Here is a 20,897-nt window from a genome sequence, read left to right as displayed (position 1 = left end):
CAGTGCCATATCAATGCCCAATAAACGCAGACAAAGCGGGTTTACGCTTCTAGAAGTTATGTTAGTGCTCGCACTAATGGGCATTGCTATTTCGATTATCAGCTTCACCAACATCGGCCAAGATCCAAGTGAAAAAATTGAGCATGAAAGCAAACGCTTGCAAGTCGTTTTTGATATGGCCAGTGATTTTGCCGTGCTTAACCAAATGCAACTTGGCCTTCGCTTGGATGAAGAAAAAGCCACCTACACATTTGTCTATCTAAACGAAGATGATAAATGGCTGCCCATCGAAGGCAATAAACTGTTTGCCGAATATGTATTGCCCGAATCATTCAGTGTCTATCTTGAGCTAGAGGGTTTGCCTTGGGAAAGCGATGACAGTTTGTTTGATCAACGCGTATTTGATGAAGAACTCAGTGTCAGCAACGAAGGCGTTGAAATTGGCAACGAAGAAGATATTCCGCCGCCTCCCCCACAAATTTTTATTATGTCCAGTGGGGATATCACGCCTTTTGAACTCACTATTCGCTACGAAGAAGATTTTAGCGAGCTAGAACCATTAGAATATTATCTTCAAGGCAGAGAGTATACGCCATTACTGTTAAAGCGCGATGGTGAGCTTGATGAGGACGGTTTTGATGCCTAGCACTGATCAAGTAACACCTACTCAAATATATAAGCCCGTTCAACAGCGCGGCTTCACCTTACTTGAAGTCATGGTCGCTTTGTTTATCTTTGCAGTAACAGGCACAGCCATACTTAAAACCACCGCAGAGCACCTAAATTCATTGGGTAAACTCGAAGAAATCACTTTTGCGACTTGGGTGGCCAACAATCGACTCACTCAATTATCCTTAGAATCCACCAAAAAATGGCCGCCGAAGAACAATCAAAAAGGCGAAGCTGAAATGGTAGATCGCACGTGGTATTGGCAGCAAGAAATCACTAAAACGCCCGAAGACGGCATGTTGCAAGTCACCATTCGCGTAGGCCTTGATGAAAATCACAAAGGTGAAATCACCAGTGTTACCAGTTTTGTAGCGAAGCCGCCTAGCACATGATAGAACAGCTTAAACACCCTTTACAAAACCTTGCCCAATATCAAAGAAGCGCTGGAAAACAAGCCGGCTTTACCCTGCTAGAAATCTTAATTGCGATGTCGATTTTTGCCATGATCGCGGTGGGTGCAACGCAAATACTCACGCGTGTTACCGACAGCAACGATTTATCAAACGAACGCTTTGAGCAACTACAAGAGCTTCAACGTGCAATGCTGATTATGGAGCGCGATTTTTTGCAGATGGTGCCTAGAAAAGCACGTATCAACGGACAAACCTCTCCATTGGTAATTGCAGGTGGTGAATTTGAACTAGACAGCCAAGACTATGCATTTAGTTTTGTACGCCAAGGTTGGCACAACCCTCAAATGCGCATCAAGCGAAGCACTCAACAAGGCGTGGCTTATCGATTAGTCGATAACCAATTAGAGCGTCTGTACAGCAATTATGTTGATAACCCGATTGGTAGCGAGCCCAAAACAAGGGTGATACTAAAAGACATTGAGTCATTTAAAGTTGAAATACTAAGAGAAGTCGGGACAGATAAACAAACGTGGTCAAACAACCTGAACAGCCCTGATCTGCCTGCTGCGGTCGCTATCATTTTACAGTCAACGGTTTATGGCGAGATTCGTCGTGAATTTAGGGTGGCCTTGTGAATAAACAATTAAGCCGTTCTAAATTAATAAATGCATCACCTAAACGCAAACAAAAAGGCGTTGCTCTATTAGTCATCATGCTTATCGTCGCCATTGTCACCGTATTGGCCACAGAAATGGTCGGGCGTTTACAACTAAATATGGCGCGTACCACCAATATCAAAGCTAATAATCAAGCGTACTGGTATGCCGTGAGTGCCGAAGAGTTCGCACGCAAGCGACTTGGTGATTTAAAAACACTGGATCCAAGCTCAATTAATCTCAGCCAGCCTTGGGCACAAGTCTTTGCATTTCCGTTGGAAGACGGCGGTATTCAAGCTGAATTAATAGACTTACATGCCTGCTTTAATCTTAATAGTGTGGCAAACCCGCCACCTCCTCCGCCAAGCGGAGCTGGCAATACTCCAACCACCGGCATTAATAGTGAAATCGAAGCTTTTAACCGTTTATTACAGCTTGCCAATGCTGAGTTAATCGATACCTTTACTGCCGACACGGTCGCTGATTCATTAGCAGACTGGATTGATGATGACAGCCAGCTCAAGCCTTTTGGCGCCGAAGACGCCGATTATGAATCTTTGCAATTTCCATACAATGCGGCTAATGCGCCGATGACCAATGCCTCTGAATTTAGGCTAATAAACGGTGTCGATATTTCATGGTTATCTTCTGTTATGCCCTTGATCTGCGCAATCCCAAATGTGACCGTGCTAAAAGTGAATATCAACACTATTAAACCTGAACACGCAATTGTGCTGGCCGCTATTGCCAATATCAGCATAGAAGATGCAACTCGCTTGATCAGCGCACGTCCTGCCGATGGATATGCCAACATAGCCGACTTCTTGAGTAATCCCGAAGTAAAAAATTTAAATGATGTACAAAAATCATGGTTATCGATTAAGTCAGATTACTTTATGCTAGACACGAAAACCCGTTACAATGGGAGCAGTTTTAACATGACATCTATCTTTAATGTCTTTGATGCGAGCAATGTCGAAGTGATCAGCCGAGAATTTAGGAGCGCGAAATAGTGGAATATCTTGCCATACGTCTAGGTGCAAGTACTGACGACCGCATCGATTGGTTGCTTTGGTCCGATGCTGAAGACGAAATCATTGCGTCAGGCACGCTTGCAAATGCCGACGATCTCGCAAGCCTCAAAGACAAAGCAAACAATCCAAATATCATTGCAATTGCACCCAGCAGCCTAGTGGGCTTTAAACAAGTCACCCTGCCCAATAAATCGAGTCGAAAAGTACTGCAAGCGATTCCGTTTATGCTGGAAGAAGAAGTTGCTCACGATATTAATGATTTGTTTTTTGCCTTTGGCGACAAAACTGACAACATACAAAACGTTGCCTACTGCAAGTTAACACAACTAGAAACATGGCAAGCAATGCTTGAAGAAGCTGGCTTGTTTTGCGACAAGCTCGTACCTGATGTTTTGTGCCTGCCTGATTACGATAGCGCTATCTCAGCCTTACAAATAAATGATGAATTGATTGTCAGAACAAATGCATTCAATGGCATACAAGGCGAGTCAATTTGGCTGAGCGATATGTTGGCCAAACATGCAATCTCTGAATCTCAAACGGTGCATGTGTATAGCGAATTAAGCGAGCTTAAAAAGCTAAGCGACAGTGGTATCAGCATCGAGCAACACTTTGATGATTTACCGATGCAGTTATTATTGAAAGGTGCGCGCCAATCGAAATTTAATTTATTCCAAGGCCAGTTTACGGTTAAACGCAAAACCACTGGACATTGGCAAAAGTACAAAGTGGCCGCTGCCTTAGCTGCACTTGCCTTGATAGTCAATCTAGTCGACACAACCATTAGCTTGAACAAAATTGAAAAAGAACGCACGGCGGTAAGAGCGCAAATCAAGCAAGCGACTGAGCGCGGCTTTCCTCAGTTAGGGAAAGTGCTAAATCATCGCCGAATGATTGCTCGCGAAATGCAAAAACTAGAGCAAGGTGGCGGCAGTATTAGCATGCTTAATATGCTTGCTCGTTTAAGCCCAGTGTTTGCCGATTCGGGTGTCAGCCCGCAATCGCTTCGCTTTGACAGCAAGCGCACAGAGCTAAGAATGCAATCGGTGGCAAGTAACTTTGAATCCTTAGAGCGCTTTAAACGCAACGCTGAACAGCTCGGCTTTATTGTCGAACAAGGTGCAATCAATAATCAGGGCGACCGTGTCAGCGGTGCAATTGTGATAAAGGGTTAATATGAAACAGTATTTTGCATGGTTTTATAATTTAACAGAGCGTGAACAAAAGATTGTTTCAATCGGTGGTATCGCCTTTGTGGTGGCAGTGTTTTACTTTTTAATCTGGTCGCCGCTAAAACAAGACTTGGCTAAACAAGAACTTGCTTTAGCCGCAGACAAAAGTTTACTGGTTTGGGTTAACGAGCAGGCGAATAAAGCTTCGCAACTCAAACGCTCAAGTTCAAGTAAAAGCTTTACTGGCTCGTTAACACAACTCGTCAATTCATCGGCACGCAGCAATGGGATTTCAGTATCTCGCATGCAACCTCAAGGCGAAAATCTGCAAATCTCAGTCGATCGCGTCAATTTTGAAAGCCTGATTTCGTGGATGGATTATCTAGAGCGACAAGGGGTAGTGGTCTTATTTTCAGATATAACAGAAACCGATGCGTCGGGTTTTGTGCAAGTACGTCGTTTACAAATAGGAAAAAGCTAAGTGGTAAAACTCAAGCCTTGGCAGTGGATAGTGTTGGGATGCTTAACTTACTTAGTGTTCTTAGTTAAGTATATGCCAGCTAATTGGGCGCTCAATCAGGCGTCCACTGCGCTTCCCAAAAATATCAGCGTCAACGATGTAGAAGGCACCATCTGGGACGGCAAAATTAGCAGCGTAGTTATCAGCGGAATAGGTATTAGTAACGTCACTTGGGACCTATCGTTTTGGTCATTATTTACAGGTAAGATCAGCGCAGAACTCAATGGTGGACGGCTTCGCGACAGTGATAGCGTTTATTTTAAAGGGCAGGCTAATACCTACTGGTATAATACACAGGCATTTGCATTACATGATTTTAGTGCCATGCTTCCCGCTCAATCAGTCTTGGCGCAAATAAGCTTACCAGTGCCCATCACCGCCCGAGGCCGTTTTAATACCAATATCAAAGAACTCACATTTGACCAAAACTGCCAGACACTTACTGGTACTGGCGGATGGACTAATGGTGTGGTTAATGGGCTACAAGGCCCTATCGAGTTTGGTACGTTTGAAGCAGACTTAGGTTGTGCGCAAGGTGTCTTAAATGTCACCGTAAAACCAGACAACAAACTCTCACTGGATGCTACTTTAACGCTTCAAGCTACTGGCAAGTATGCAGTGCAAGGCAGATTTAAGATCCCGGAAAACATGCCGGAAGAAGTGCAGCAAGCCGCCGTGTTTTTTGGTACGCCTGATTCTCAAGGCTTTAGGATAATTAATCTGTAAGTTTATTTTTCAAGCAAAAACTAATCATTAGTTTACTTTTGCATCCAAACCTTAGCTTGTTGAGAAGACATACTCTATAGTAATTATTCCGTTCACAGTTAATGGTCTAATATCATGTCCTCTCTAGCGCAATATAGTCATAACTTACATACGCAATCGCGCGCGCGCTTATTGTTAGTAGACGATGATTCAACGCAACTAAATTTTTATATGGCGAGTCTCTCGCGTGACTATGATTGCGAGTTTGCAAAAAGTGCTAGAGAAGCTATGCAAGTAGCGCGCAATTACCCGCTGCCTGATCTGATCGTACTTGATGTTGAAATGCCCAACGTCGATGGTTTTGAACTTTGTCAGAACTTAAAAAACGACGATATCACCAAAGAAATTCCTGTCATGTTTGTTAGTGCTTCATCTGACATCAATGCAAAGACGAAAGGCTTTCAAGTCGGTTGTGTGGATTACGTGACTAAACCGGTATTGATACCCGAGTTACAAGCCAGAATTAACACCCATGTTAAGCTTCGCCGTCAAACTCAACAGCTAGAAGCCTTGTCATATACAGATACCTTAACAGGCGTCGCTAACAGAAGGCGGTATAACGAATTTTTAATACGCGAATGGCAAAGGTGCTGCCGTTATAATCAGGCGTTAACACTGATGATTATAGATGTTGACGACTTCAAAGCGTTCAATGATTTTTATGGACACACACTAGGAGATCAATGCCTAGTAAAAATTGCTCAAAAAATGAATAGCTTAGTGCAACGTCCGGGTGATTTATTCTCGAGAATTGGCGGTGAAGAGTTTGCGCTGCTTTTGACCGACTGCGATCAGTTTGGAGCGGCCCTTAAAGCCGAAGAACTATTAAAATCAATAGCCGACCTAAACATTGAACACCAAAGTGCGCCACGCAACGATAGGCTAACCATCAGTGCTGGTGTTGCTATATGCAAACCATCACCAGGAGATGAGCCACTGTATTTATTTCAAGCTGCTGATGAGGCGTTGTTTAGATCAAAGCACCATGGCAAGAACAAATGGACACTTTCAGAAAGCATGCGCGGATCAAACGTCACCGCGCTTCGTCAGTCTGACTAATATACAGTTCTGGATATACAAATGGTGCCAGCGTCATAATAGCAGTACTTGTGTAAATGCTCTGACGGGTGCACAGGCCACCCGTTAATTGACCAATGGCCCCCCCTTTTTGCTTAATGTTATGTGTTTTGAAAAAAGCATCCATTTCAGGCCCTAATTCACCCCCCTTCAACAATGCTTGATAAATAGGTATTGGCAGGGGTAAATTCCCAGTGCGACCGGTTTGTTGCTGTTCTGCATCTGCAATGCATACAACCGCATAGGTACTAGGTACTTGGTCAATGACATCGACACCGCCTTCAAAGCTAATATAATAATCAGCATTGTGATCACGTTGACAATGTTTCACACGATTGGTGGCTCCTTGCAGTGTTTCTTCACAAGACATAGGCTGCTCAGCAACGCCTGATGGCGCATCGACTGATACTATGTCGATTGTGAAATCAGAAAAAACCTGCTCAAAACTACTCCTCGCAGCAGCAACCTTTACTGGGTTTTTAGAGGCGACACATAATGTTAAGGATTTCATTCATTTTGCTCTATAAAGGTCTCGTTTGATACTCGGTAAAAGCGACATATATTCTGTAATGGCAGTGTGGCCTACAATATTATTATGCGGAGCTTTGCTATCAGGGTTGCTGATCCCAAGTGTGTATTCAATGCCAAAAGCCTTAGCTGCATCAAGTATAGCTTGGCTGTCATCGACAAATAAGGTGTGACGCTTATCAAAACCCAAATACGCATGCAGTTTTTGCCAAAGCACTTGTGACTCTTTGGTCACACCGAATTGGTGAGTGGATATCAATGTATCGATATGATCGTCAAGCTGAGTTTTTTCAATTTTTAATGATAAGCCGTCTGGGTGCGCATTAGTCACTAGTACAACCTCTCTACCGCTTTCTTTTAATGCATCTAGAAAAGGCTGAGTATCGGGCCTAAAGGCAATCAAATGATCAATCTCGCGCTTAACCGCCATGATATCTAACTGTAAACGTTCAGCCCAATAATCAAGACAATACCACTCAAGGCTACCTTGCATCTCTTTGAGTGTTTTATGCATCTCGCTACGCACTGCTTCAAGCTGTTTATTGTCTCGTTTAGCGAGGTGTGCAGGTAGGTGTTCTAACCAAAAATAACTGTCGTAATGAAGGTCCAATAAGGTGCCATCCATATCAAGTAAAACTGTCTCTATTTTATTCCACGGTAATTGTGCCAAGTGCTTATCCTTGTGCTAATGTAACAGCTATTAGTTTTGTGTAATTTTTGCAGGAGTTTATCGCGAATTGGCAACGAGTAAAATAGACCCGAACAAAGCACTTCCTCAAATCGATAATCGAAAAATTATCGCAAAAAGCCGTTTTTTTAGAATCGAACAAGTTGATTTGACCTTCAGCAATGGTGAAACACGCGAATTTGAGAGAATGGCAGGTTCTGGGCGCGGCGCAGTCATGATTTTGCCTTTAAAAGATCGCGACACCATGTTGCTGATCCGAGAGTATGCAGCGGGCACTCATTCATATCAATTGGGTTTTCCAAAAGGCTTAATCGATCCTGGTGAATCACCAGAAATTGCTGCTAATCGAGAACTTCAAGAAGAAGCTGGCTTTAAAGCTCAACGCCTCACTCGTTTGCAAGAAGTGGCAATGGCACCAACTTTCTTTGACGCAAAAATGCACTTAATCATTGCTGAAGATTTGAGTGAAAGCACACTTGAAGGCGATGAGCCAGAACCTCTCGAAGTCATAGAATGGCCACTTGCCAACTTAGATGAATTACTAGGACGTGAAGATTTTATTGAAGCCCGTTGTATAGCTGGCTTGCTCTTACTACAAAAATGGTTGAAGGAAACAAGATAGATGCATCAAAGCATTCATGAACTTTTAGAAATTGCCAAAGAAGCCGCGATTACTGCTGGTATTGAAGTGTTTAAAATCTACGACAAAGGTAATTTTGAAGCTTACGAAAAAGACGATAATACGCCAGTTACATCTGCTGATTATCGCTCTAACGAAATCATCATGAAGGCCTTAACCACTGCGACACCCGATATTCCGATCATGTCAGAAGAAACCGAACTTCCTAACTTAGAAGAACGCAGCAAGTGGAAGCGCTATTGGTTAATCGACCCCATCGATGGCACACAAGAGTTCATCGCGCGTTCTGGTGACTTTGCGGTAAATATTGCATTGATTGAAGATAACGAACCTGTCATTGGTGTCATTTATTGGCCTCCGGGTGAAACGCTTTACTTTGCGAGCAAAGGCGAAGGTGCTTATAAAAAATGTAATATCGAAACCAAGCGCATTAATGTACGAGAGTTTGAAGTGCCAACCGAAGATGTCATTATGATCGCAATTAGTCGTCGCCAATCAAGACAAAAAGTCTTTGACCGCATGACAGACAAACGTGTATATCAAACCCTTCCAGCAGGCAGTTGCTCGCTCAAAGCCTGCTTAATCGCAGAGGGCAAAGCGGATGTTTTCATGCGCTTAGGTGTCACCGGTGAATGGGATACAGGCGCATCCCAATGCATCATCAATGAAGCAGGTGGCAGTATCAAAGCCGCTAACTTTGATGAATTGTCATATAACCAACGTGATTCAGTTGAAAATCCAGACTTTGTTGTCTTAGGTGACCAACGGGTTAATTGGCCTGCAATCGTTCAATACAAATAATCTATTTTGTGACTTTTCAGGTATCAAGGTTAACTAACTGATACTCACTAGGTATTATAACTTGACGATCAAGGAAGCTTTGTAATGACCGTTCGATTAAACAAACAATCACTGATTTCTCTACTTGCCACTGCAGTATTGCTAAGTGCCAGTGCCGCTAGCTTTGCGGCGAAACAACTCAATCTAGCTCAATCTTCCTTACACTTTATGTCGACCAAGAATGAGCATATCACTGAACAACACACCTTTAAGACCTTCAGTGGCGCAATTGAAGATAACGGTCAATTGAACATCAAAATCGATTTAAGCTCGGTAGAAACCATTATTCCGATTCGTAACCAACGCATGCGCGAATTGCTATTTGATGTCGCCTCTTTTCCAAATGCAACGTTCAGCGCAAAAGTTGACCCAAGCTTGTTAAATTTAGAAGCGGGGCAACTTGAAACCACCAGCGTAACAGGTCAGTTAACTTTAAAAGATAAAACGCAAGATGTGACGCTTGATTTGGTGTTGGTGGGTTTAAAAGGCAATGCAGTAAAAGCCAGTACCGCCAAACCAATCGTGCTTAATACTCAGTCCTTGGGTGTGCAAGAGGGCATTGATGCGCTTCAGAGTGTGGCGATGTTAAAGAGTATTTCTAAGACAGTGCCTGTCACTTTTTCGATCGTATTTGAATAAGATACGTTTGCTGGCATCGGCCCAAGCAAAGTGATTGGCTTGGGCATCATAAAATTATTCCATCGCAAGCGTTTTCAGGTGAGCAACAACGCTTCTAGCCAATGCACTCAAAGCATAGCCACCCTCTAGAATTGAAACAACTTTGCCTTCGCAGTGCTTATTAGCTAAGGCTTTCAATTCTTGGGTAATCCAAACGTAATCATTTTCAACCAATCTCAGGTAACCCATATCCTCTTCCGCATGCGCATCAAAACCAGCGGATATTAAAATAAGTTCAGGTGCAAATTCATCAATCTGCTGAAACCAAGGTGAGACGAGCTCTCGCCATTCACTGCCTTTGGTACCGGCAGGAACTGGAATATTGAGAATGCCCTTTCTAGTAGGCTCATCACCACTAAAAGGATAAAATGGGTGCTGAAAAGAAGAGCAAAACATAATGCGTTCATCGTCTTCAATGATATTTTGAGTACCATCACCATGGTGAACATCAAAATCAATAATGGCCACTCGTGCAAGATGATAGTGCTCCAAAGCATATTTAGCTGCAATCGCAATATTGTTAAATATGCAAAACCCTGCCGAAGCCCCTTTACTTGCGTGATGTCCAGGTGGTCGCGTTGCACAAAACGCACTTTTACTTTGTTTACCCATTACGGTATCGACAGCCATTATTGCCGCACCAGCTGCCGATAATGCAGCATCTAGGCTCTTGTTCATCATGATAGTGTCGTCATCGATCCATACTCTTTCATCATTTTCTACAGGCGAACTACTAAACACTTTTTCAATAAAATCAATATCATGTGCCAGCAGCAAATCCTGTTTACTCGCGCTAGTGGCATCAGCGAAATGAACAACATACTCAAGACCTGAAGCAATTATTTGGTCATTTATTTGGTATAGACGAGAAGGCTGTTCAGGGTGGTCAGCTCCCATGTCATGTAAATTGCACTTTGGGCTACCAATAACCGTTACGTTCATTTTTCCTCTCCCTCTGCGTTCGCTGGCATATCTAAAAAGCTATCAGTCGGTTTTAAAGGCTTAATAGAAGCATAGTTATCTAGGTTAAACGTTAATTCTATTTCACCAATTTCTTCGCCTGGGGTACGAATAAAGCCAAAAGACTCGAATACGCTAATCATTGCCTTATTATTTTTTTTGACCAAGGCAAACATGCTTTTTATTTTTCTGCTATGAGCGATTTCTATCATTTCGTGCAGAAGGCGTTTTGCCATGCCCTTCCCTTGGTTAGTTTCGCGCGTTACAAAAGCAACTTCACATGCATTTTGCTGCTCATAAAGATAGTAGCGCCCAACCGCTTCAATACGTGTTCTAGAGCCCTCTTGTCTCACGATTGTCAAAGCAATATCTTTGCATTGATCGACACTGACTAAATCACATGACTTTTGACCTGTCATTGGTCCAGGATCGTAGTTGTATCGCATTCGAATTGTTTCTTTAGTATGCGAATAAAAAAACTCCTGAAGTCGACGTTCATCTGATGGGTTCAGAGGGCGCAGATAAAACTGTTCAGTATCTACGTAAACTGGTTTTATTTGCACCTCACCAAATTCCGCCACATCAGTAGGATACTGTTTTTGATAATTGGGCACCCATAAGTCTTGCCTAATTTCTTGCAAAAGTGCTTCTCTGAACTTCGGATGTGCAACACGAATTAACTCAAGTGCTCGCTCTCGAATACTTTTGCCTTTCAAACTAGCAATACCAAATTCGGTTACCACGTAGTGAACATTACCGCGTGAAGTTACAACACCCGCGCCCTTGTCTAAATGCGCAACAATTCGTGATACGGAGCCATTCTTTGCTGTTGAAGGCAGTGCAATAATAGGTTTTCCGTTTTTGCTCTTAGAGCTCCCAGTGACAAAATCAACTTGACCGCCGATACCACTATAGAAATCAGAACCTATAGAATCGGCAACTACTTGACCACTTAAATCAACCTGCAATGCGCTATTTACAGAAATCATATTGTCATTTTTGGCAATGTTTGAGGGCTTGTTCACATACGCAGCAGGATAAAACTCTACGTGTGGATTGTTATCAACGAACTCATATAATTGTTGACTACCCATACAGAAACTGACGACTGTTTTTCCTGGATGAAAGGTTTTGTAGCGATTCGTGATGACGCCTCTTTTTATCAAGTCCATCACTCCATCACTGACCATTTCGGAATGAATACCTAGGTCTTTGTGAGTGTGCAAATATCGAGTGATTGCATCTGGTATTTTCCCAATGCCAAGTTGAAGTGTTGCCTTGTCTGGCACTAACATCGCGACATATTGTGCAATTCTATCGCTAATCTTAGATTGCTCGCCTACCAGCAATTCAGGCAGTTTTTGCTCGTGTTCAACGCATGCGCTAAATTCGCTGATATGTAAAAAGGAATGCCCAGATGTGCGCGGCATATTGGGATTGATTTGAGCGATGATATGTTTGGCAGCGCGAGCGGCGGACATAACAACGTCAACTGACAATCCCAGTGAGCAATAGCCAAGTTCATCTGGCGGCGAAACCATGATCAAAGCGGCATCCAGAGGCAGTGTATCATCTGTAAATAAACTCGAAATTTCAGACAAAAAACACGGTGTATAGTCCGCCCGTCCTTCATCGACTGCTTTTCTGACGATATCGCCGTGTATAAAAAAAGTATTTACCTTAAACCGCGATTGATAATCAGGCAAAGCCCATTTATCGTCTGAAATTGTTCCAATATGCGTTAACTCAAGATCATCAAGCCCTTTTCCATCCTCGATAAGGCTATCTATCAAGGCATTTGGGACCGCAATATTTGAACCTATAAACAAACGGCTCCCGGAGGAAATCAAGTTGTGCCAATCGACTTTATTTGAAAACTGTGACTTTATTGAAAGCATCAATCAACCTTGTAAATTGCTCTACAAGCATGATAGTAACGTCGCTATAAAAAACATTCTTTGATCTATCACTATAGATTGTCCTGTTTTCAAACGCGATGAAAGTGCTACTCACGAGTTAATCGAGACAAAGCATCTTGCGTTTTTGCATCCGAATAAGCATTCAATTTAAAATGCGAAGGTGACCAACCACTCAAAAAGCGTTCAAAATCAGCCCAAGCAAAGACTTCTAGATATCGCCATTCTGCTTCGAGCGCTTTGATATCTATGTTAGGTGCTACCTGACAAACTGCATTGTTCAAGTAATTAAAGTAATGTCCGATACATCCCGGTGCATGCTGTGCTAAAGCTGATTCATCAAAACAGCTTCCCAAAAAATACACTAGGTCTTTTATCCCAACACCCCTGCCAGCGTATTGAAAATCAACTGCGGCAATGTCAACGCTACTAACAACAGACCTCGAATAACAAAAGTTAGCTAGCTTGGCGTCGCCATGAAGTAGCGTTCGATACTGTGCACTATTCAATGTGGCATCAATTTCTTTTGCCGCTGATTTTAATGCAGAGTTAGGCATCACCTGCCATTCATCTTCACGCGTGCCTAAATGCCAATACGTGCCGACTGGCCAAAGTTTTGAGGTATCGACGGTCAACATGCTTGCATGAAAACAAGCCAACCACTCGATAGTTGCATGGACAATATTCATCTGAGTTGATGGGTTAATGTCTGTGTAACGCGCTCTAAAGCCACTGGCATCGAGATCTTCAAGTACCAGCAGTACGTGCTGGTCTGAGTGTTGTGTACTCATGCAAGTGGGTACTTTGCAATTTAAGGCACCCTGATTTAAAACGGGGCTTATTGCTTGATAAAAGATTTGCTCATTGAAGTAGGAAGATACTTTGCGGTCATGTGATCGCTGCCCAGACCAACCTCTTGGGTGGCTTGTTTGTTCGTGTAAGTTAACGTGCTTAACCACAAGGCTGCGGCTTTGACCATTGCTAGTTAATTCATATCGCGCTATCTCGCCATATCCACTCCACAAGGCTTGGATATGCTCGACCTTTTCAGCCTTTTCGGCTTTGAACTCATTGCATAGCCATTCAGCAATCTGTGCATCATTCACCGTTCACAATCCCAAGCTATCTTTGGTGACGATATTAACGCTTTCATGTTCTTCCGAGTATTGAATCACGACAACCCCTTGCTCTAGCTGTCGAATGACATCTTCGACTTTTTCTTCTAGTGAGACCTCTTGAGTACCATAGTCTGTGCCTTCGCGAAGCACAAACGATTCGATCAAACTGTATAGCGTCTCTTTTGAAATTTCTTGGTGAGGAATTAACATGATTATTGTTGCTCGTTGATAAAGTTAAAATGGCACACAATTCTTTCGCTCAACCATAGATTTGGACTAAATATGCTGCCTTGCATAAATCCTACGTGACCGCCGTGCGCACTGAGTTCATAAGCGACATCATTCGAAAGTTGCTGGTGATTGGGGATCACTTTTTCGTCCATAAACGGGTCATCTGCGGCGTGCAAAATTAAGCTTGGCGTGCTGATATTAGCAAGCTTAGGTAGTGCGCTACATTGGTCATAATAGGTTTGTGCGTCTTTGAAACCGTGCAAAGGCGCTGTTACTTTGTCGTCGAATTGGTAAAAGGTTTTAAGTGAAGAGACTACTTCAGCAACCTTATTTTCTGAAAACCCAAGCGTATCTAGCATTTCTTGCTTGTAGTCTGCAGACAAAACACTCAACTTGGTCAGTAAATTTTGTTGCATGCTTTTAATCAAATGTCGCTGATAAACGCGTGAAAAACCCACCTCCATGCGTTTAGCACATGCTGACAAATTCAAAGGCGAGGATACTGCGATCGCTGTCTTTACTGCCACTCGATGAGCGTGTTCAGCGATTAAGTTCATCAGCATGTTGCCGCCTAATGAAAAACCAACTGCATAAACGGGCAGCTTCGGATAACGTTTACTTGCGTGAGTAATTGCAAGAATCGGGTCTTCGACTTCACCTGAGTGATACGCCCTCGGCGTAATATTAAGTTCGTGACTGCAGCCTCTAAAGTGCATCAAAGCGCTGATGAACCCTTGCTGATTGAGTTCATGAACCAAATGCTTGGCGTAGTGCGACGAAATCGAACCCTCAAGCCCATGAAAAATTATCACTAAGGCTTTAGCATTGTCTGCTTCGGTTGGTATAGACCAAGCGATATCTAAAAAGTCACCATCGGGTGTTGCGATACGCTCATTGGTGGTATTTACAATTGGATGTTTAACGAGATATCTCGGGAAAATAGTTTGAACATGCGGATTTTGCGCCCAAGTTGGCGCAATGAAATCACTTTGCGTGCAAGCACCAAAATGACACGCTGACGCCAAGTGTTTAGACATACTCCACCAGACGTTCAAACTGTGCTTGTAGCTTTGGTATCATGTATTCTTCGTTACTTGTAATTGAACTCGTTATTTGACTTGCTAGCACATTTGTTAAATATCGTTCTGTGTTGCTTAAAGACTTTTCACTTGAAATAGGTGTTTTAATTGACGCTTCCAAGGCTAGGTCGGACATAATAATTTGGTTCAAACAAGTGACCAAAATGTATTGTTGCTCACGTTCTAACTCAAGCTCTTCGCTTAGTGCGGTTTGGTAAGCGACGATAAGGGCTTCTTGGTCCAAAGCCTTACTTTTTTTGAGTGCTTGTCTTTTGCTACGGTGCTTTTTGAGTACTACGTTGCTCTGCTCGATACTATGTTGTATTTGGCTAATCTGCTCTACGGATAATTGGCAATTGTGCCGATCAAGATAAATACACAAGAGTATCAAGTTCACATTGGCATCGTGCTCATTTTGCAGATCCAGACAGCATAGCTTGACCGGCTCACGTGCGTAAATGGTCACTGCAAACTGCCAAAAATGATCGGTCTGCACTGGGATATCTAGTCGGCTTGTATTGTTCAGCTTCAAGACAAAAGCGCCTCTAATGATTCTTGCGCATCAAGCCATAACATCTCAGCCTCTTCTAACTCAGCATCGGCGCTGGCTTTTTGTTCAAGCACCTTAGTCAGTTTAGCTTTGTTCACTGCTTCATATAAACTGTTGTCAGCCATTGTCGCTTCAATTTCAGCCAACAGTTTTTGAGCTTTTTCCATTCGTTTCTCTTGTTTAGTTATTTCATCCCTAAACGGTTTAGTTTTTTGTCTTAATTCAGCTTCTAATCGCTTTTGCTGCTTTCTATCAACACTCTTTTTATCTGCTTCACTTACATGCCCATTTGCTTCCATTTTTGAGCTTTTTGCAGCTTGTGCATTTGAAGCAAACAGCCATTTTTTATAGTCGTCCAAATCACCTTTAAAGCTGCTGACTTCGCCTGAATCAACCAAATAAAAGTCATCACACACCGTGGATAATAAGTAGCGATCGTGCGAGACCAAGACCATTGCACCTTCAAACGCTTGAAGTGCATAGTTAAGGGCTTGACGCATTTCAATATCAAGGTGGTTGGTCGGCTCATCTAGTAGCAGCATATTAGGTTTTTGATAGACAATCAGTGCTAATACTAGACGTGCTTTTTCGCCACCAGACATTAAATTAACTTGCTTGTAGACCTCGTCACCTTGGAAACCGAAACCGCCTAAGTAATCTCGAATTTCTTGCTCACTGAGCTTTTTATCCAATCTAAATAAGTGCTCAAAAGGATCGGAGTCTAAATGCAAAAGCTCGACCTGATGCTGAGCAAAGTAACCGATTTTTAAGCCAGCGGAGGTGTGGTATTCACCGCTCATTGGGCTAAGTTGTTCTGATAACAGCTTTATCAAGGTAGATTTACCCGCACCGTTTTTTCCCAACAAACCAATGCGAGAACCAGGCACAAGGTTCATCTTTACTTCGTTTAAAATAACGGTTTCGCCATAACCCACTTTGACCTCTTCCATTAAAACGAGTGGATTGGGCAGCTTATCAGGTATTTTAAATTCAAAACTGAATGCAGATTGAGCGTGAACAGGCATCAAATCTTGCATTTTTTCAAGTTGTTTAACCCTGCTTTGAGCTTGTTTGGCTTTGCTCGCTTTTGCTTTGAAGCGCGTAATAAATGCATTTAAGTGCGCTTTCTTTTTTGCCTGCTTTTCATATTCGCTGGCTTGCAAGCGAAGTCTTTCAGCACGTTGCTTTTCAAAACCAGAGTAATTGCCCGAATACATCACGAGCGCAGTTTGCTCAAAGCTCACGATGCCGCCGACACATTCATCAATAAAGGACTTGTCGTGGGAAATGAGCAGGAGTGTGCCTTTGTAGCCTTTAATCCAATTTTCTAACCAAATAACTGCGTCTAGATCTAAGTGGTTAGTCGGTTCATCCAGCAGCAATAAGTCGGATTCGCACAAGAGTGCCTGAGCAAGATTGAGGCGCATTCGCCAGCCACCTGAAAAATCAGACACTGGGTTTTGCAATTGCGCAGTTGAAAATCCCAAACCATCAAGAATAACCGCGGCTCTCGCTTCAACATCGTAAGCGCCAATATGAGCGAGCTTTTCATGCAACTCAGCGATTTTTTCACCTTGGTGAGCGTCTTCAGCATCGAGTAATTGAGCTTGTAGCTTTCTTAATTCGGTATCGCCGTCAATGACATATTCAAGCGCACTTTTTTCGCTAGCAGGCGTTTCTTGAGCCACTGAAACAATGCGCCAGTGTTTAGGCACAATACAATCACCCGCATCAGCTTGAAGCTCTCCGCGCAGCATCGAAAACAGCGTCGATTTACCGCAACCATTGGCGCCGATGATCCCAATTTTGTGGCCAGGATAGATTTCAATATTGGCATCTTTAATTAATGTTTTGATACCGCGTTGAAGAGATAAATTTGTTAATTGAATCATTTAGTGATGGCTGCTTATGCGCGTAAAACAAAAAGTCTATGGAAAGGCGCAAGAATACCAAAGATGAGTGGGTTTTGCGCGTCACTATTTACTTTAATGTGCGCTATAATCGCTAGCCATACGTAAGACTCTGAAGATAAGGGAAATGGAAAATAAGTATGAGTCAGAAAAAACAAAAACGTCGGTTTATTGCAGGCGCTAAATGTCCAAGTTGCAAAAGCTTAGATACGCTAATGCTGTATTTTGAAAACAATGTAGAAAAAATGAATTGCGTACATTGCGGCTATAATGAATCTCAAACCGATGAAGAAGTCGAACAAGCGACTCGTGCCAATGAGAACGTGATAGGCTTGTTTAAACCCGAGTAGTAGAACCCGAGTAGGAGCGGCAAACCTCAGTAGTGAGGCGGAATCTCCTCTCCAGAGTTAATGTTAGAGCTGGTGCTTTGCAAGCTTTTCAGTTTCTCAATAATCACTTGCTGTTTTTGTTCAAGCGCATCAATCGCCATTTGTTGTTGAGTCACAATCTGGTTGAGTTGTTCAATTGTGTCTTCCTGAAAAGCCACTTTAAATTCAAGTTGGTCAAGTTGCGCTTGTGTTTGTGCGTTTAAATCAGTGTTATTTGTCATGCCAGTATTCAACATTGCCCGAGCTTGCAATTGAGATAACGCCATTTTCGTTGAAACCCACCCCATATACAACAGCAGACTGTCTAGCAATGCCATTATTGGGTGCGACACGCCATTGCTCTAGATTATCACCTGTCGCAACATCCCATAATGCTAGGCGTCTAGCCGGTGAACCCGTTAGCAGTTTTGTACCGTCTTCGCTAAACCTCACACTCGTAAACACAATCTGACGTTGAATAAAGTTTAAGCGGCTAATAGCATTACCTGTTTGGGCATCCCAGATAGTGGCATCGTCTTGACTGTCAGCGGTAAACAGATAACGCGCTTGATCATCAATGCTCACCATAGTCACTCGGTTGGTATGATTAAACACATGGATGACTTGCCCCGTCTGTGTGCTCCATAAATAGGCTTTGTAATCATTACTGCCGGTAATAGCAAACTTACCATTAGGCGAAATATCTACTGTGTTTACTTTTTCAGTATGTCCCAAAAACTCAAGTCTTCTGCCCGTATCAGGCTCAAAAAACAAAACGGTGCCATTTGCCCTGCCAACCAACACACCTTTACCTTGGTTACTTATGGCTACATCGCGGATCGTTGACTCATCTATTCGCCAAAATCCGATGGGTTCGCCAGATGCAATATCCCAAACGGCAAATGCTTCATTGTCGGCCGTAATCGCCACGCTTTGATCTGCGCTAATATGAACATTATCCACTAAGTTGGTGCCGTCACCTTGGTGCCGCCACGTGAAGCGATTTTTATGTTCACTTAAGGACCACACTTGAATGTGCGAATTAACCGTAGTGACGACCGCAAAACTGCCGTCGGTGCTGATATCCGCATCATAGATTCCACCATCAGAAACACTGTCTTTTGCGTCGGGTGGGGTAAACTCACCAGAACATCCACTCAATAAAAATGCGGAAATAAGCAATAAGGCTAAAAACATCTGTTTAATCATGGGAAAGTGGTTTCTTCTTTGTGTCTTGACCTTTACTATAGCGGCAGTAATACAAAATTCCGCAACCTTCAAACAATAACAATATTGGAGAGATTTAATGAAGAAGGCTACCCTGGCGCTAGCAATCCTATCTGCATTAGCACTTAGTGCTTGTCAAAAACAAGACGCACAACAAGCAGAAACGGCCGAGACTGCAGCAAGTACTGAACAAACAAGTAAAGAAGACCCATACACTACCGATGCACAAAAGCATTCTTATGCACTTGGTGCTAGCATGGGTTTATTTGCACAAAACCGTATCGAACAACAAAATACGTTTGAAGTCGAAACTGATTTAGAAGCCTTGATGCAAGGCTTTAAAGACGGACTCGAAAAAGAAACCATCTACAACATGCAAGAGATTCAGCAATTAACACAAGCTTCTGATGCAGTCTTACGTGAAAAGATGGCAGCCAAAGAAGAAGCATCAAAAGTTAAGAACCTTGAAGAAGGCCAAACATATCTTGCTGAAAATGGTAAGCGCGAAGGCGTTACGACTACCGAATCTGGTCTTCAGTACGAAGTGTTAATTGAAGGTGAAGGCGAGCGTCCAGCCGCAACTGACACTGTAAAGGTTCACTATCGTGGAACAGTTATAGACGGCACTGAGTTTGATTCATCATACTCACGCGGCACGCCTGCTGAGTTCCCTCTGAACGGTGTAATCTCTGGCTGGACTGAAGGTGTTCAATTAATGACAGAAGGTTCAAAATATCGCTTCCACATCCCTGCTAATTTAGCATACGGCGAACGTCAACAAGGCCCAATCATCGGGCCAAACTCAACGCTTATTTTTGATGTTGAGTTATTAGAAATTGTTAGTAAATAATATCGAATATCTTTGATTCGAATAATACGCCATTGTCGTTCAGACAATGGCGTTACTCTACTACGTTTGCGATGTATTGTTTTTTACTCATCTTTCTGATTATTTTTCTACCCAAGTAACAAGTCAGCACACCAATACTAAAATAGGTAAGTGATTGCAGTGAATCTGACACAAGCATCCAAGCAAAAAAGCTGTAGCCCATCAAAAACAAACCTGTAATAAACACTAAAAACCCCAGAAAAACGATCATAAAATGTTTAACGGGTAAATGTTCAATATTGTTGTTGTGATTTTGGTTTAATCCCATAAACTTCTCCAAAGATTGTTTATGGCGTTGAATACGTGAAGCACCTAGCGTAGTCGTCGCCTACCGCTAATAAAGTCCAAAGTGCTAGTATCGGATATAATGACATTAACGTACAGATTAATGTTCATTTTTTCGCCATATTTGTTAATTAATTGTACCATTTAATGTAAATCAGTTCATATAAGAGATTGCTAATTTGCCTACCCAAATAATTACTCGCGAAGGATATGAAGCGCTAAAAAGAGAACTCGACTTTTTATGGCGTGAAGAACGCCCTGAAATAACCAAAAAGGTGACATGGGCAGCAAGTCTTGGTGACCGAAGTGAAAATGCAGACTATCAATACAACAAAAAGAAACTCAGAGAAATTGATCGACGTGTACGCTATATCACAAAAGCACTAGAACGCTTAAAAGTAGTTGATTATGACCCACAACAAGACGGTCGAATATTTTTTGGAGCTTATGTAGAGCTAGAAAATAGCAAAGAAGAAACACTGCAATTCAGAATCGTTGGCTATGACGAAATCTTCGGTCGCAAAGGCTATATATCAATCGACTCACCCATGGCACGCGCCTGTTTGAAAAAACAAGTTGATGACGAAGTCCACGTAAGCACTGAAGCAGGCAAGTTTGAATGGTGGGTAGTGAATATTAGCTATCAAAAACCTGAAAATTGGCTATCGGATACGTAGCAAATCC

At 42.6% G+C, this 20,897-nt stretch carries 26 protein-coding genes; 14 read left to right on the top strand and 12 right to left on the bottom strand.

All coding sequences use genetic code 11. From position 1 onward, the window contains the following. Nucleotides 1-13 precede the first annotated feature (13 nt). From gspH to KUL10_RS08405, 8 genes are all read left to right on the top strand, one after another. The gene (gene gspH / locus KUL10_RS08440; RefSeq protein ID WP_110428491.1) at nucleotides 14-646 is read left to right on the top strand and encodes a type II secretion system minor pseudopilin GspH; all 633 of its coding nucleotides are present in this window, start codon (nucleotides 14-16) and stop codon (nucleotides 644-646) included. Continuing rightward, complete coding sequence (gspI, locus tag KUL10_RS08435) at nucleotides 639-1,061, top strand: type II secretion system minor pseudopilin GspI (RefSeq protein WP_110428490.1); 423 nt, start codon at nucleotides 639-641, stop codon at nucleotides 1,059-1,061. The genes gspH and gspI overlap by 8 nt, the downstream gene beginning before the upstream one ends. Beyond that, nucleotides 1,058-1,717, top strand: coding sequence for a type II secretion system minor pseudopilin GspJ (gene gspJ, locus KUL10_RS08430; RefSeq protein WP_110428489.1), 660 nt, complete (start codon nucleotides 1,058-1,060; stop codon nucleotides 1,715-1,717). Before gspI ends, gspJ begins: the two co-directional genes overlap by 4 nt. Further along, nucleotides 1,714-2,751, top strand: coding sequence for a type II secretion system minor pseudopilin GspK (gene gspK / locus KUL10_RS08425; protein WP_233499757.1), 1,038 nt, complete (start codon nucleotides 1,714-1,716; stop codon nucleotides 2,749-2,751). Before gspJ ends, gspK begins: the two co-directional genes overlap by 4 nt. After that, a complete protein-coding gene (gspL, locus tag KUL10_RS08420; protein WP_110428488.1) occupies nucleotides 2,751-3,947 on the top strand; it encodes a type II secretion system protein GspL in 1,197 nt (398 codons plus the stop codon). Before gspK ends, gspL begins: the two co-directional genes overlap by 1 nt. 1 nt (nucleotide 3,948) lies before the next feature. Next, the gene (locus tag KUL10_RS08415; protein ID WP_110428487.1) at nucleotides 3,949-4,425 is read left to right on the top strand and encodes a type II secretion system protein M; all 477 of its coding nucleotides are present in this window, start codon (nucleotides 3,949-3,951) and stop codon (nucleotides 4,423-4,425) included. Next, nucleotides 4,426-5,190, top strand: coding sequence for a type II secretion system protein N (locus tag KUL10_RS08410; protein ID WP_110428486.1), 765 nt, complete (start codon nucleotides 4,426-4,428; stop codon nucleotides 5,188-5,190). Between the two features lie 114 nt (nucleotides 5,191-5,304). Then, entirely contained in the window at nucleotides 5,305-6,288 is a 984-nt protein-coding gene (locus tag KUL10_RS08405) for a diguanylate cyclase domain-containing protein (protein ID WP_110428485.1), read from the top strand. On the opposite strand, the gene yjjX is transcribed toward KUL10_RS08405, so the two are convergent. Both yjjX and yrfG read right to left on the bottom strand, forming a co-directional pair. Next, nucleotides 6,263-6,817, bottom strand: a complete 555-nt coding sequence (gene yjjX / locus KUL10_RS08400) for an inosine/xanthosine triphosphatase (protein WP_110428484.1) — start codon at nucleotides 6,815-6,817, stop codon at nucleotides 6,263-6,265. The genes KUL10_RS08405 and yjjX overlap by 26 nt on opposite strands. Then, nucleotides 6,818-7,504, bottom strand: coding sequence for a GMP/IMP nucleotidase (gene yrfG / locus KUL10_RS08395; RefSeq protein ID WP_110428483.1), 687 nt, complete (start codon nucleotides 7,502-7,504; stop codon nucleotides 6,818-6,820). Nucleotides 7,505-7,571: 67 nt separating this feature from the next. Between yrfG and nudE the strand changes: the two genes are divergently transcribed. The 3 genes from nudE (at nucleotide 7,572) to KUL10_RS08380 (ending at nucleotide 9,641) form a co-directional block, all read left to right on the top strand. Then, nucleotides 7,572-8,144 carry an ADP compounds hydrolase NudE gene (gene nudE, locus KUL10_RS08390; protein ID WP_110428482.1) on the top strand — a complete coding sequence of 191 codons (573 nt, stop codon included), beginning with the start codon at nucleotides 7,572-7,574 and terminating at the stop codon, nucleotides 8,142-8,144. Beyond that, nucleotides 8,145-8,963 (top strand): 3'(2'),5'-bisphosphate nucleotidase CysQ, encoded by an 819-nt coding sequence (cysQ, locus tag KUL10_RS08385; protein ID WP_110428481.1) that lies wholly within the window; start codon nucleotides 8,145-8,147, stop codon nucleotides 8,961-8,963. An 84-nt stretch (nucleotides 8,964-9,047) separates the two neighbouring features. Next, on the top strand, nucleotides 9,048-9,641 hold the full coding sequence (locus KUL10_RS08380) for a YceI family protein (protein ID WP_110428480.1): 594 nt from the start codon (nucleotides 9,048-9,050) through the stop codon (nucleotides 9,639-9,641). Between the two features lie 54 nt (nucleotides 9,642-9,695). On the opposite strand, the gene KUL10_RS08375 is transcribed toward KUL10_RS08380, so the two are convergent. The 7 genes from KUL10_RS08375 to KUL10_RS08345 form a co-directional block, all read right to left on the bottom strand. After that, nucleotides 9,696-10,622 (bottom strand): histone deacetylase family protein, encoded by a 927-nt coding sequence (locus KUL10_RS08375; RefSeq protein ID WP_110428479.1) that lies wholly within the window; start codon nucleotides 10,620-10,622, stop codon nucleotides 9,696-9,698. Further along, nucleotides 10,619-12,538 (bottom strand): bifunctional acetyl-CoA hydrolase/transferase family protein/GNAT family N-acetyltransferase, encoded by a 1,920-nt coding sequence (locus KUL10_RS08370; RefSeq protein WP_110428478.1) that lies wholly within the window; start codon nucleotides 12,536-12,538, stop codon nucleotides 10,619-10,621. The genes KUL10_RS08375 and KUL10_RS08370 overlap by 4 nt, the downstream gene beginning before the upstream one ends. Nucleotides 12,539-12,645: 107 nt before the next feature. After that, on the bottom strand, nucleotides 12,646-13,662 hold the full coding sequence (locus KUL10_RS08365; RefSeq protein WP_110428477.1) for a phosphotransferase: 1,017 nt from the start codon (nucleotides 13,660-13,662) through the stop codon (nucleotides 12,646-12,648). A gap of 3 nt (nucleotides 13,663-13,665) precedes the next feature. After that, on the bottom strand, nucleotides 13,666-13,884 hold the full coding sequence (locus tag KUL10_RS08360) for a YheU family protein (RefSeq protein WP_110428476.1): 219 nt from the start codon (nucleotides 13,882-13,884) through the stop codon (nucleotides 13,666-13,668). Nucleotides 13,885-13,886: 2 nt separating this feature from the next. Further along, entirely contained in the window at nucleotides 13,887-14,942 is a 1,056-nt protein-coding gene (locus KUL10_RS08355) for a hydrolase (RefSeq protein ID WP_110428475.1), read from the bottom strand. Next, the gene (locus tag KUL10_RS08350; RefSeq protein WP_158525347.1) at nucleotides 14,935-15,516 is read right to left on the bottom strand and encodes a TIGR02444 family protein; all 582 of its coding nucleotides are present in this window, start codon (nucleotides 15,514-15,516) and stop codon (nucleotides 14,935-14,937) included. The genes KUL10_RS08355 and KUL10_RS08350 overlap by 8 nt, the downstream gene beginning before the upstream one ends. Beyond that, nucleotides 15,513-17,426 carry an ATP-binding cassette domain-containing protein gene (locus tag KUL10_RS08345; protein ID WP_110428473.1) on the bottom strand — a complete coding sequence of 638 codons (1,914 nt, stop codon included), beginning with the start codon at nucleotides 17,424-17,426 and terminating at the stop codon, nucleotides 15,513-15,515. Before KUL10_RS08345 ends, KUL10_RS08350 begins: the two co-directional genes overlap by 4 nt. Nucleotides 17,427-17,584: 158 nt before the next feature. On the opposite strand from KUL10_RS08345, the gene KUL10_RS08340 reads away from it, so the two are divergent. Beyond that, complete coding sequence (locus KUL10_RS08340) at nucleotides 17,585-17,794, top strand: YheV family putative zinc ribbon protein (protein WP_110428472.1); 210 nt, start codon at nucleotides 17,585-17,587, stop codon at nucleotides 17,792-17,794. Nucleotides 17,795-17,820: 26 nt separating this feature from the next. Here the strand turns inward: KUL10_RS08340 and KUL10_RS08335 are convergent, their stop codons facing one another. After that, nucleotides 17,821-18,054 carry a SlyX family protein gene (locus KUL10_RS08335; RefSeq protein ID WP_110428704.1) on the bottom strand — a complete coding sequence of 78 codons (234 nt, stop codon included), beginning with the start codon at nucleotides 18,052-18,054 and terminating at the stop codon, nucleotides 17,821-17,823. After that, nucleotides 18,044-19,021, bottom strand: coding sequence for a WD40 repeat domain-containing protein (locus KUL10_RS08330; RefSeq protein ID WP_110428471.1), 978 nt, complete (start codon nucleotides 19,019-19,021; stop codon nucleotides 18,044-18,046). Before KUL10_RS08330 ends, KUL10_RS08335 begins: the two co-directional genes overlap by 11 nt. Nucleotides 19,022-19,118: 97 nt before the next feature. On the opposite strand from KUL10_RS08330, the gene KUL10_RS08325 reads away from it, so the two are divergent. Continuing rightward, a complete protein-coding gene (locus tag KUL10_RS08325; RefSeq protein ID WP_110428470.1) occupies nucleotides 19,119-19,889 on the top strand; it encodes an FKBP-type peptidyl-prolyl cis-trans isomerase in 771 nt (256 codons plus the stop codon). 52 nt (nucleotides 19,890-19,941) lie between these two features. Here the strand turns inward: KUL10_RS08325 and KUL10_RS08320 are convergent, their stop codons facing one another. After that, entirely contained in the window at nucleotides 19,942-20,196 is a 255-nt protein-coding gene (locus tag KUL10_RS08320) for a hypothetical protein (RefSeq protein ID WP_110428469.1), read from the bottom strand. 196 nt (nucleotides 20,197-20,392) lie between these two features. On the opposite strand from KUL10_RS08320, the gene greB reads away from it, so the two are divergent. Next, nucleotides 20,393-20,890 (top strand): transcription elongation factor GreB, encoded by a 498-nt coding sequence (gene greB / locus KUL10_RS08315; RefSeq protein WP_110428468.1) that lies wholly within the window; start codon nucleotides 20,393-20,395, stop codon nucleotides 20,888-20,890. Nucleotides 20,891-20,897 lie beyond the last annotated feature (7 nt).

This window comes from Glaciecola sp. KUL10 (assembly GCF_003203515.1).
Taxonomy (GTDB): domain Bacteria; phylum Pseudomonadota; class Gammaproteobacteria; order Enterobacterales; family Alteromonadaceae; genus Glaciecola.
The sequence above is the reverse complement of the archived record's forward strand: the minus strand, read 5'-3'. Positions and strand labels throughout refer to the sequence as shown.